Annotated in this window: 7 protein-coding genes and 3 pseudogenes; 8 read left to right on the top strand and 2 right to left on the bottom strand. The window is 67.4% G+C overall.

Annotation, left to right across the window (positions count from 1 at the left end):
• Positions 1-215 precede the first annotated feature (215 nt).
• Positions 216-1,583, top strand: coding sequence for an 8-oxoguanine deaminase (locus tag ACPEE0_RS02280; RefSeq protein ID WP_407710060.1), 1,368 nt, complete (start codon positions 216-218; stop codon positions 1,581-1,583).
• Positions 1,584-1,699: 116 nt separating this feature from the next.
• Positions 1,700-2,944, top strand: a complete 1,245-nt coding sequence (gene ligD / locus ACPEE0_RS02275) for a non-homologous end-joining DNA ligase (RefSeq protein ID WP_009358495.1) — start codon at positions 1,700-1,702, stop codon at positions 2,942-2,944.
• 5 nt (positions 2,945-2,949) lie between these two features.
• On the opposite strand, the gene ACPEE0_RS02270 is transcribed toward ligD, so the two are convergent.
• Positions 2,950-3,132: a hypothetical protein gene (locus tag ACPEE0_RS02270; RefSeq protein WP_009358496.1), complete on the bottom strand. Its 183-nt coding sequence runs from the start codon at positions 3,130-3,132 to the stop codon at positions 2,950-2,952.
• Positions 3,133-3,474: 342 nt separating this feature from the next.
• Here ACPEE0_RS02270 and pucL point away from each other — a divergent pair, with 342 nt between their 5' ends.
• Positions 3,475-4,389: a factor-independent urate hydroxylase gene (pucL, locus tag ACPEE0_RS02265; protein ID WP_205753942.1), complete on the top strand. Its 915-nt coding sequence runs from the start codon at positions 3,475-3,477 to the stop codon at positions 4,387-4,389.
• A gap of 153 nt (positions 4,390-4,542) precedes the next feature.
• Positions 4,543-6,048, top strand: a complete 1,506-nt coding sequence (locus ACPEE0_RS02260; RefSeq protein ID WP_424573813.1) for a nucleobase:cation symporter-2 family protein — start codon at positions 4,543-4,545, stop codon at positions 6,046-6,048.
• 130 nt (positions 6,049-6,178) lie between these two features.
• Here ACPEE0_RS02260 and ACPEE0_RS02255 read toward each other — a convergent pair whose 3' ends face one another.
• Positions 6,179-6,934 (bottom strand): IclR family transcriptional regulator, encoded by a 756-nt coding sequence (locus ACPEE0_RS02255; protein ID WP_009358498.1) that lies wholly within the window; start codon positions 6,932-6,934, stop codon positions 6,179-6,181.
• Positions 6,935-7,144: 210 nt separating this feature from the next.
• Between ACPEE0_RS02255 and ACPEE0_RS02250 the strand changes: the two are divergent.
• From ACPEE0_RS02250 to ACPEE0_RS02235, 4 genes and pseudogenes are all read left to right on the top strand, one after another.
• Positions 7,145-8,592: pseudogene (locus ACPEE0_RS02250) on the top strand (NAD-dependent malic enzyme).
• Between the two features lie 34 nt (positions 8,593-8,626).
• Positions 8,627-10,226, top strand: a pseudogene (gene aceB / locus ACPEE0_RS02245) (malate synthase A).
• Between the two features lie 3 nt (positions 10,227-10,229).
• Entirely contained in the window at positions 10,230-11,507 is a 1,278-nt protein-coding gene (locus tag ACPEE0_RS02240; protein ID WP_407710065.1) for a DUF6986 family protein, read from the top strand.
• Positions 11,508-11,522: 15 nt separating this feature from the next.
• Positions 11,523-12,334 (top strand): annotated as a pseudogene (locus tag ACPEE0_RS02235) (bifunctional allantoicase/(S)-ureidoglycine aminohydrolase).
• Positions 12,335-12,336: the final 2 nt, after the last annotated feature.

Raw genomic sequence — 12,336 nt, 5'->3', positions numbered from 1 at the left:
ACTTTATTCCGCAATGTGAAATCTATGTTTCCTGCGGTTCACTGCGGCGGAACCTGGCGCAGTCACAATCCGGCGGCGTTGACGGGCTTCGGGCGGCACCTACTCTGATCCCACCCGCACCGTCCGCCTCGAGCAGCCCGGCGCGGCCCCTGGATCAGCAGACAGGGCTTCACTGAGCTGGATTTACTGCAACTGCGCTCAGACAAGGACAGCCCATGAACCACCCCCCTGCCCACAGTTCCCGGCTCTGGATCCGGAATCCCCTGGCAGCCTTTACCGCGAACAGCCTCGACGCCTCGGGCGGACTGGTGGTCAGCGGCGGCGTGATCCAGGAAGTGCTGGCCGCGGGCCAGCAGCCGTGCGGGCCGGTCCAGGAGGTCTTCGACGCCGGCCGGCACGTCCTGCTGCCCGGCCTCATCAACACGCACCACCACTTCTACCAAACCCTCACGCGCGCCTGGGGCCCGGTGGCCAACGCCCCGCTCTTCCCCTGGCTGCAGAACCTGTACCCCGTCTGGGCACGGCTCACTCCCAGGGACCTTGAGCTCGCCGCCACGGTGGCCCTCGCGGAGCTGCTGCTCTCCGGCTGCACCACCGCCGCCGACCACCATTACCTCTTCCCTGCGGGGCTGGAGGATGCCATCGATATCGAGGTGGCGGCAGTCCGCCGGCTGGGGATGCGGGCAACGCTCACGCGCGGCTCCATGACCCTGGGGACGGACGACGGCGGCCTGCCGCCGCAGTCAACGGTGCAGGCCCCGGAGGTGGTGCTGGAGGACAGCGAGCGCCTGGTGGGCCGGTACCACGAGCGGGGGGAGGACGCGGTGATCCAGATCGGACTGGCCCCTTGCTCGCCCTTCTCGGTGACCAAGGAAATCATGGCCGAAAGTGCGGCGCTCGCGGAGCGCCTGGACGTCCGGCTGCACACCCACCTGGCCGAAACCCTCGACGAGGAGGACTTCTGCCGGGAGATGTTCGGGCTGCGGACCGTCGACTACCTGGACAGCGTCGGCTGGCTGACGGACCGCACCTGGCTGGGCCACGGCATCCACTTCAGCGACGCCGAGATCAGCAGGCTCGGGGCGGCCGGGACCGCCGTCGCGCACTGCCCCACCTCCAACATGCGCCTGGCCTCGGGCACGGCCCGCGTCCTGGAACTCGAGGACGCGGGTGTCCCGGTGGGGCTGGGTGTGGACGGCTCGGCGTCGAACGATGCCTCGAACATGATCCTGGAAGCCCGGCAGGCGCTGTACCTCCAGCGGCTCCTGTACGGCGCGGACGTCCCGGTGGAGCGGGCCCTAAGCTGGGCGACGCGCGGTTCAGCCGCAGTCCTGGGCCGGACGGGGCTGGGCCAGCTGGCTCCGGGGATGGAGGCGGACCTGGCCCTGTTCACCCTGGATGACCTGCGGTTCTCCGGCAGCCACGATCCCGTGGCCGCGCTGCTCCTGTGCGCCGCGGACCGGGCCGACCGCGTGATGGTGGGCGGGCAGTGGCGCGTGGTGGACGGGCAGATTCCGGGACTGGACATCGCCGGGCTCATCGCGGAGCACTCGGCTGCCGCCCGGCGCCTCGTCAACGGCTGACCCGACCAGCCGTTTCGACGGTTCCCTGCGCACACGATGATCGGCGACGTCGTCTCCGAAGGGAACCGTCGAAACGGGCCTATCCCGCGGGATCACATCGTTGCTAGCGTGGCCGCATGACTCCGTCAAAGACGCCGGCCGAGATCCTGGACATCGATGGTGAAGAGGTCCGCATCTCCAGCCCGGACAAGGTGGTGTTTCCGCAACCCGGCCTGACCAAGCTGGACCTGGTGCGGTACTACCTGGCGGTTGCCGACGGCGCGCTGCGGGGTGCGGGCGGCCGGCCGATGGTGCTCAAGCGGTTTCCCAAGGGCATCGGTGAGGAACCGTTCTTCCAGAAGCGCGTGCCGGAAAACCACCCTCCTTATATAGACACCACAACGCTGCACTACGCATCGGGGACGTCGGCGGAGGAAGCAGTCATCCGGAACGCGGCCGGCCTGGCCTGGGTCATCAACCTGGGCTGCCTGGACCTCAACCCGCATCCGGTCCGGGCGGAGGACCTGGAGCACCCCGACGAACTGCGGGTGGACCTGGACCCCATGCCGGGCGTGGACTGGTCGCAGATCGTGGACGTCGCCTATGTGGCACAGGAGGTGCTCGACGACGTCGGGCTGGCGGGATGGCCGAAGACCAGCGGATCGCGGGGCCTGCACATCCTGGTGCGGATCGCCCCGCAGTGGTCCTACAAGGACGTGCGGCTCGCCGCCGAGACCCTGGCCCGCGAAGTCGAGAACCGCGCGCCGGGGCTGGCCACGGCGCGGTGGTGGAAGGAAGAGCGCGGCGAAAGCGTGTTCGTGGATTTCAACCAGAACGCCAAGGACCGGACGGTGGCCTCCGCCTATTCGGTCCGGGCACTGCCGGATGCGCGGGTCTCCACCCCGCTGTCCTGGGATGAGGTCCGGTCGGCACGGCCGGAACAGTTCACGGTGCCCACCATCCTGGAGCGCTTCGCGGCCATCGGCGACCCGCACGCGGGCATCGACGACGCCGTTGGTTCCCTTGACGGGCTGCTGGCCCTCGCCAAGGAGCTGGGTCCCGCCGAGAAGGCACCGCGGGGAGCCAACGGCTCCGGCCGCCGGCAGTCAACAATGCCGCTGATCGAAGTGGCCCGGACCCGGACCAAGCCGGAGGCCCTGGCGGCGCTGGACGAATGGAAAACCCGGCACGCCGCCGTCGTCCCTTCCCTCACCCCGGCCGACGTGCTGGTGGACGGGATGCGCGGCTCAAGCTCGCTCTGGTACCGGGTGCGGGTGAACCTGCAGCACGTTCCCGAGGCGGAGCGGCCGCCGCAGGAAAAGCTCATCGCCGATTACGACCCCTGGGCCGGGAAGGAATGGCCCGGGCGTCCGGAATCCTGACGGCGTCAGCGGCGGTTGAAGCCGGGCAGCGCGTGGATCCAGCGCGAGAAACGGCTGGGCTCGTGGACCCGGTCCTCGGGCACGTAGAAATCCGGATCGATGCCGCCGCCGCGCGGGAGGTAGAACTCCTGCTCGGAAGGTTGGGCCGCGGGTGCCGGTGCTGTTGCGGTCTTGTCCTGCTGGTACATCCGGTCCTCCTCTGTTTCGTATCGCGGAAAGCAAATTCTGCTCTGTGAAAAGAGTACGGGCGTTGCCGCCGGGGCGTCAATGCCTCCGGCGACGGGCCGGGAGTCCGCCGGTCACAAAACGAATTTTGGCGTTGTGATGTACACCACCGGATTGCGGGGGTACGCTGGAAGGCAACTCGTGGCGCACGTCACGTAACCTGGGAGCAGCAGGCAGGGTCGTAATGAGCTGGCATCAATGGATGCCGGCTCTTTTTTGTTGGGTCGGCTCCACCGGAAACGCGCCAGAAACGCGCGCTTAATTTCAGTGATGGAACCTTGGTTCCACTTACCGGAGATTGGGAAATGACCATGAGCAGCAAGATCATCCTCGGCGAAAACCAGTACGGCAAGGCCGAAGTCCGCGTCGTCAAGATCACCCGCGACACCAACCGCCACGAGATCGAGGACCTGAACGTCACCTCGCAGCTGCGGGGAGACTTCACCGCGGCCCACCTGGAGGGCGACAACGCCCACGTGGTGGCCACGGACACCCAGAAGAACACCATCTACGCCTTCGCCCGCGACGGCGTCGGCTCCCCCGAGGCCTTCCTGCTGCGCCTTGGCGAGCACTTCACGTCCAGCTTCGACTGGGTCACCGGCGGCCGCTGGGAGGCCGAGTCCTACGCCTGGAACCGCATCCAGGCACACGGCAGCGAACACGACCACTCGTTCGTCCGCAACGGCCAGGAAGTCCGGACCGCAGTCCTGGTCCGCGACGGCGCCACCACCCACCTGGTCTCCGGGCTCAAGGACCTGACCGTCCTGAAGTCCACCCAGTCCGGCTTCGTCGGCTACCCGCGGGACCGCTACACCACCCTGCCGGAAACCACGGACCGCATCCTCGCCACGGACGTCTCCGCCCGCTGGCGCTTCAAGACCGGCACCGATTTCAGCACCCTTGACTTCAACAAGAGCTACGACGACGTCAAGGGGCTCCTGCTCGAAGGCTTCACCGAGAAGTACTCCCATGCCCTGCAGCAGACCCTGTTCGACATGGGCCAGAAGGTCCTGGAGGCCCACAGCGAGATCGACGAGATCAAGTTCTCCATGCCCAACAAGCACCACTTCCTGGTGGACCTCACCCCGTTCGGCCTGGACAACCCGAACGAGGTCTTCTACGCGGCGGACCGCCCGTACGGCCTGATCGAGGCCACCGTCCAGCGCGAGGATGCCGCCCCGGCCCCCGCAGCCTGGTCGGGCATCGCCGGCTTCTGCTAGACCCTGCATTTTCCGGTGGTTGAGCCGGTCGAAACCCGGTTTCGACAAGCTCAACCACCGGTGGTTGAGCCGGTCGAAACCCAAGACTTACCCCCGTTAGCCAGACACAGTTAGCCAGACGATGACGTCTGCCATGAACCCAGAAAGTCTGCCATGAACACCAAGAAGAAACTGGCCGCCGCGGCCGCCGGTAAAGGGGCCCAGCAGGCCCGGCCCGAGGACCAGCGGCTGTCGATCGGAAGCACCTTCGCCTACGGCTTCCAGCACGTCCTCACCATGTACGGCGGCATCATCGCCCCTCCCCTGATCATTGGCGCGGCGGCCGGCATGAGCTCGCAGGACATTGGCCTGCTCATTGCGGCCTGCCTGTTCGTCGGCGGCCTCGCCACCATGCTCCAGACCGTCGGTGTTCCGTTCTTCGGCTCGCAGCTGCCGCTGGTCCAGGGCGTCTCCTTCGCCGGGGTCTCCACCATGGTGGCCATCGTCCACGGCGGCGGCGGGATCCAGGCGGTGTTCGGATCGGTCATCGCCGCGTCGCTGATCGGCCTGCTGATCACGCCGCTGTTCTCGAAGATCATCCGGTTCTTCCCGCCGGTCGTCACGGGCACGGTCATCACCACTATCGGCCTCACGCTGATGCCGGTCGCGGCCAACTGGGCCATGGGCGGCAACAAGGCCGCCCCGAATTACGGCAGCATGGCCAACATCGGCCTCGCGGCAGCCACCATGGCCATCGTCCTGCTCCTCAGCAAGGTGGGCAGCGCCGCAATCTCCCGGCTGTCCATCCTGCTCGCCATGGTCCTGGGCACCCTCATCGCCTTCGTCTTTGGCATGGCCGACTTCTCCAAGGTGGGCCAGGGCGAAATCGTCGCCTTCCCCACCCCGTTTGCCTTCGGCCCGCCGGTCTTCGAGATCGCTGCCATCATTTCAATGCTGATCGTCATTCTGGTCACCCTGACCGAAACGTCCGCTGACATCATCGCCGTGGGCGAGATCGTGGGCACCAAGGTGGACTCCAAGCGGATCGGCGACGGCCTCCGGGCGGACATGCTCTCCAGCGCCATCTCCCCGCTGTTCAACTCCTTCACCCAGAGCGCCTTCGCCCAGAACGTCGGCCTGGTCGCCATCACGGGAGTGAAGAGCCGCTTCGTGGTCAGCGCCGGCGGCCTGATCCTGGTGATCCTCGGCCTGCTGCCCGTCCTCGGCCGGGTGGTCGCAGCGGTTCCCACCCCCGTCCTGGGCGGCGCCGGCGTCGTACTCTTCGGAACCGTGGCAGCCAGCGGCATCCGCACCCTGGCCAAGGTGGAGTACAAGAACAACATGAACCTGATCATCGTGGCGGCTTCCATCGGGTTCGGCATGATCCCCATTGCCGCCCCCGCCTTCTACGACCAGTTCCCGGCCTGGTTCGGCACCATCTTCCACTCCGGCATCAGCTCCGCCGCCGTGATGGCCATCCTGCTGAACCTGCTGTTCAACCACCTGAAGGCCGGCAACTCGGAGAACCAGTCCGTGTTCGTGGCCGGCACCGAGCGCGTGGTCCGCGAAGAGGACCTGAAGTGCCTGGCCGACGGCGACCGCTTCGAGGGCGGCAAGCTCATCGACTGCGACGGCAAGGAAGTCAAGATCGAGTCCTCCGCCAAGGCCTCCGACCACTGACCCCACAAGCAAGCGACGGCGGCCCGCACCTTTTCGCCAAAGGTGCGGGCCGCCGTCGAACGCTCCCCACCCGCCCCCTAACCTCGCAAGCTCGGCCAGGGAACCCTGCGGGCGTGGACCCATCAAATGGTCAGGAGCGGTTGAGCTCCGCGGAGATCGCTTCGGCCGCCTCGCGCAGGACGGGAACAGCCTTGTCGGCGAAGTGCTCGTCCACGCGTGACACCGGGCCGGAGACCGAAATGGCCGTGGGTGTGGGGGCATTGGGCACGGCCATGGCAAAGCAGCGCACGCCGAGCTCCTGCTCTTCCTCGTCAATGGAGTAGCCGCGCTCGCGGATGAGCTTCAGGTCAGCGAGGAGGTCGTCGATATCGCCGATGCTCTTGGACGTGGGCGTGGGCATGCCGGCACGGGCAACGATGCCGCGGACCACGTCGTCGTCGAGCTGGGCAAGGATGGCCTTTCCGACGCCGGTGGCGTGGGTATGCGCCCGGCGCCCCACCTCGGTGAACATGCGCATGGAATGCAGGGACGGCACCTGCGCCACGTAGATGACCATGTCCGAATCGAGCACCGCCATGTTGGAGGTCTCGCCGAGCCGGTCAACCAGGGTCTTGAGCTGCGGTCGGGCCAGGGCGCCGAGCTGCTTGTTGGCCCCCTCGCCCAGCCGGATCAGGCGCGGGCCCAGGGCATAGCGGCGGTTGGGCAGCTGCCGGATGTAGCCCAGGGACACGAGGGTGCGCAGGAGCCGGTGGATGGTGGGCAGCGGCAGGTCCGTGGACGAGGACAGCTCACTGAGCGTGACGTCGCCGCCGGCGTCGGTGATCAATTCCAGAAGTTCGAAGACGCGCTCAACGGACTGCACGCCTCCGGCGGCTTTCTCAGCCATAACCAAGTCTCCTGTGGCTCGGATTCCGACAAGTCTTATCCGCATCGTGAAAAGAGTTGCCCTAGTTGTTTCAAGATACAGCACGGGCCGCGCGGATGCGATCAGTCACAAACAGGGCTTGTCTTTCCACAAAGTAGATAATAATATCCATAATACGAAAACATTCGAGTTGATCAGCAGCCCGGACACGGCCCAACAGGAGGACATTCAATGGCGAACCCCAGCCCCGGAAATTCGATCACCCTGCGCGTGGAAGCACCGTCAAGCTTCAGCGCCACCAGCGAACTGGCCGCAGCCGTCGGAGCAGCGGGCGCCGCCATCACGGCACTGGACGTCAGCGAGTCGCACCACGAGACACTGGTTGTGGATGTCACCTGCAACACCACCGACGACGCGCATGCCGCGCGGGTCAAGGACGCCCTGAACGCGCTCGACGGCGTCACGGTCCAGCACGTCTCGGACCGCACCTTCCTGATGCACCTGGGCGGCAAGCTGGAGGTCGTCCCCAAGGTGGCCCTGCGCAACCGCGACGATCTTTCCCGCGCCTACACCCCCGGCGTCGCACGCGTCTGCCTCGCCATCGCCGAGGACCCGGCAGCGGCCCGCAACCTGACCGTCAAGCGCAACACCATCGCAGTCCTCACGGACGGTTCGGCCGTCCTGGGCCTGGGCAACATCGGCCCCGCCGCCGCCCTTCCCGTCATGGAGGGCAAGGCCGCGCTGTTCAAGCAGTTCGCCAACGTGGACGCCTGGCCGGTTTGCCTGGACACCCAGGACACCGAGGAAATCATCATGATCGCCAAGGCCATGGCGCCGGTCTACGGCGGCATCAACCTGGAGGACATCGCCGCTCCCCGCTGCTTCGAGATCGAGAACCGGCTCCGCGAGGAACTGGACATCCCGGTGTTCCACGACGACCAGCACGGCACCGCGATCGTCACCCAGGCCGCACTTGTCAACGCCCTGCGCGTGGTGGGCAAGAAGCTCTCCGAGGTGAAAATCGTGGTCTCGGGCGTCGGCGCCGCCGGCTCCGCCATCATCCAGCTCCTGAAGGCCCAGGGTGCTCAGCACATCATTGCCGCCGGCCGCTCGGGCGCCATCCACGCGGGCGAAAAAGTACGACGACGAACACCGCACCTGGATTGCCGCGAACACCAACCAGGACGGCTTCTCCGGCAGCCTCCACGACGCCCTCAAGGGAGCCGACGTGTTCATCGGCGTCAGCGCCCCGCACGTCATTGGCGAGGAGCAGGTGGCCTCCATGGCCGAGGACGCGATCGTCTTCGGCCATGGCCAACCCCACCCCGGAGATCGACCCCGTCATCGCGTCGAAGCACGCCGCCGTGGTGGCCACCGGCCGCAGCGACTTCCCGAACCAGATCAACAACGTCCTGGCCTTCCCGGGCTTCTTCCGGGGCCTGCTGGACGCCGGGGCAAGCGACATCACGCCGGAGATGCTGGTGGCCGCGGCCGAGGCAATCGCCAACCGGGTTGCTGACGACGAGCTCAATGCCAGCTACATTATCCCCAGCGTCTTCGATCCCCATGTGGCCGCCGACGTGGCTGCAGCAGTGGCAGCGGCCGCCCGTTCCGCCAACGTGGCAACCAAGGGCACGGATGCCGCAGAGGTTCCCGTGGCCGCCCTCGCCAACGCCTGACCGCCCGACTTCCAGCCATAGGAAAGGACCAGAAATGGCCATCACCGTCACAGATCCCCGGCCGATCAACCGCGCCGAGGAGATCCTCACCCCCAAGGCGCTGGCTTTCGTGGAGGAGCTTCACAAGCGCTTTGCCGGAACCCGCAACGAGCTGCTGGCCGCCCGCGCCGCCAAGCGGCAGCGCGTCGCCGAGACCGGAAAGCTGGACTTCCTGCCGGAAACCCAGACCGTGCGCGACGGCGACTGGAAGGTCGCGCCGGCACCGGCAGCCCTGCAGGACCGCCGGGTGGAAATGACCGGACCGGCGTCGCCGGCAAAGATGGCCATCAACGCCCTGAACTCCGGCGCCAAGGTGTGGCTCGCGGACCTTGAGGATGCCAGCACCCCCACCTGGGGCAACGTCATCGACGCCATCCTCAACCTCCGCGACGCCGCGCAGGGCACCCTGAGCTACACCTCCGATGAGGGCAAGGAGTACCGGCTCCGCACCGACGCGCCGCTCGCCGTCGTGGTGGCCCGCCCCCGCGGCTGGCACATGCAGGAAAAGCACCTGCTGATCGACGGCGAACCCGCGGTGGGTGCGCTGGTGGACTTCGGCCTGCACTTCTACCACGTTGCCAAGCAGCTGGTCCTCAACGGGCACGGGCCGTACGACGACCTGCCCAAGATGGAGAGCCACCTCGAGGCCCGGCTCTGGAATGACGTGTTCGTCTTCGCGCAGGACTTCCTGGGCCTGCACCAGGGCACCATCCGCGCCACTGTGCTGATCGAAACCATTCCGGCCGCCTTCGAGATGGACGAGATCCTCTACGAGCTCCGGGACCACGCCTCCGGCCTGAACGCCGGCCGCTGGGACTATCTGTTCAGCCTCATCAAGTACTTCCGTGACGCCGGCGAAGAGTTCGTCCTGCCGGACCGCGCCTCGGTGGCCATGACCGCGCCGTTCATGCGCGCCTACACTGAACTGCTGGTCAAGACCTGCCACAAGCGCGGCGCTTTCGCCATGGGCGGGATGGCGGCCGTCATTCCGAACCGCCGCCACCCGGAGGTGACCGAGGCCGCCTTCGCGAAGGTCCGGGCAGACAAGACCCGCGAGGCGAACGACGGGTTCGACGGCTCCTGGGTTGCCCACCCGGACCTGGTTCCCACCTGCCGCGAGGTCTTCGACTCGGTGCTGAGAAGCAAGCCCAACCAGCTGGACAAGCAGCGCCCGGAGGTCAACGTCACCGCAGAGCAACTGCTGGACGTCTCCTCCGCCGAAGGCCAGGTCACCGAGGCCGGCCTGCGGTTGAACCTCTACGTGGCCGTGGCCTACACCGCCGTCTGGCTCTCCGGCAACGGCGCAGTGGCCATCCACAACCTGATGGAGGATGCCGCCACCGCCGAAATCTCCCCGCTCCCAGGTGTGGCAGCAGATCCGGAACAAGTCGGTCCTGGCGGACACTGGCAACACCGTGACCAAGGAACTCGTGGAGCGGATCCTGGGCGAGGAGACCGAACGGCTCCGCACCGAATTCGGCGACGAGGCGTTCCGGCGCTACTACCAGCCGGCCAGCGAACTCATCGCGGACATCTGCCTCTCGGACGACTACACCGACTTCCTCACCACCCCCGCCTACGAACTGGTGGGCTGAGGCATGCCCGCAACACCCAAGCCCTCGCTCACCCCGGGGGACCTGGCGCACATCGACGGCCAGCTGGCCGCAACGGACCGGCTCCTGGAGCACAACTACCCCGGCGACGACGGCTCCCGGCAGCCCGTGCACACGGTGTACGTGCCCGCGGACCGCTTCACGCCGTCGCTCGCTGCCGAATGGGGCGCCGAAGCGAAGGCGGCCGTTGAGGCCCACGGCGGCTTCGGAAAGCTGGGGAGCCTGCTGGGCCAGGAGCCCGGCCTCGCCGAGGCCGTCGCCTCCCGGGTGGAGGCCAAGCTGGCCTCCGAACCCATCGAGGACCTGCGGCTCGACTTCGAGGACGGGTTCGGGGACAGGGGCGACGACGCCGAGGACGCCGCCGCGGTAACGGCGGCTTCCGCGGTGGCCGCCGCAGTGGCGGCCGGGTCCGCTCCCCCGTTCATCGGCATCCGGTTCAAGTGCTTCGAAGCGCCCACCCGGGCCCGCGGACTGCGCACCCTGGACCTGTTCGTCTCCGGCCTGGCCGCCGCCGGCGAGCTGCCCGAGGGGCTGGTCCTCACCCTGCCCAAGGTGACCACCGTGGCGCAGGTCCAGGCGATGGACTACGCCGTGTCCCGGCTGGAGCAGGTGCACGCGCTGCCCGCCGGCCGGCTGCGCTTCGAGGTCCAGGTGGAAACGCCCCAGCTCATCCTGGGACCGGAGGGCACGTCGCCGGTGGCGCAGCTGCCGCACGCCGTGCCCGGCCGGATCAGCGGCCTGCACTACGGCACCTACGACTATTCGGCGTCGCTGCAGATCTCCGCGGAGTACCAGTCCATGGAGCACCCCGTGGCGGACTTCGCCAAGGAGGTCATGCAGCTCGCGGTGGCCGGCACCGGCATCCGGCTTTCTGACGGCTCCACCAACATCATCCCCGTGGGCGACAACGTGGAAAACGCCTGGCAGCTGCACGGCCGGCTGGTCCGGCGGTCCCTGGAACGCGGCTACTACCAGGGCTGGGACCTGCACCCTGCCCAGCTGCCCAGCAGGTTTGCCGCGACGTACGCCTTCTACCGGCAGGGCCTTCCGGCCGCCGCGGCCCGGCTGCGGAACTATGTGGAGCAGACCGAAGGCGGGGTCATGGACGAACCCGCCACGGCCCGCGCCCTGGCAGCGTTTGTCCTGCGCGGCGTCCAGTGCGGCGCCGTGGGGGCCGACGAGGTCCAGGCGCTGGCCGGCGTCGGACTTTCCCGGCTCACCGCGCTGGCCCACCCGAGGCTCGCCACCACCTCCAACTCCTAAGCAAAGGAATCCCTTATGGGCAAGTACTACACACCCACCGGCGGGCTGCCGCCGCAGACCCACCTCACCACCGAGCGCGCCATCGTCACCGAGGCCTACACGGTGATCCCGAAGGGCGTGCTGACGGACATCGTCACCTCCAACCTGCCGGGCTTCAGCAACACCCGTTCGTGGATCATCGCCCGCCCCATCTCCGGGTTCGCCACCACGTTCTCGCAGCTGATCGTGGAGATCGGCCCGGGCGGCGGGGCACCGCGGGCCGAATTCGAGGAAGGCGTGGAGGGCGTCGTCTTTGTCACCAAGGGCAAGCTCAACCTGACGCTGGACGGCGAGCTGCACCAGCTTGAGGAGGGCGGCTACGCCTACCTGGCCGCGGGCGCGCAGTGGGGACTGGAGAACGTCTCGGACGACATCGTGTCCTTCCACTGGATCCGCAAGGCCTACGAGCGCCTGGAAGGGTACAAGGCCAAGTCCTTCGTCACCAACGAAAAGGACGTGGAGCCGACGTCGATGCCGGACACCAACGACGTCTGGAAAACCACCCGCTTCACCGATTCCAACGACCTGGCGCACGACATGCAGGTCAACATCGTGACGTTCCAGCCCGGCGGCGTGATCCCGTTCCCCGAAACCCACGTCATGGAACACGGCCTGTTCGTCCTCGAGGGCAAGGCCATGTACCTGCTGAACAACGACTGGGTGGAGGTGGAGGCAGGCGACTTCATGTGGCTCCGGGCCTTCTGCCCCAGGCCTGCTACGCCGGCGGCCCGGGCGAGTTCCGGTACCTGCTCTACAAGGACATGAACCGCCAGGTAAAGCTCACCTAGTC

Source organism: Arthrobacter sp. SD76, from assembly GCF_049726125.1.
Lineage (GTDB): Bacteria > Actinomycetota > Actinomycetes > Actinomycetales > Micrococcaceae > Arthrobacter > Arthrobacter nitrophenolicus.
This window is presented reverse-complemented; position numbering and strand designations above follow the sequence as displayed.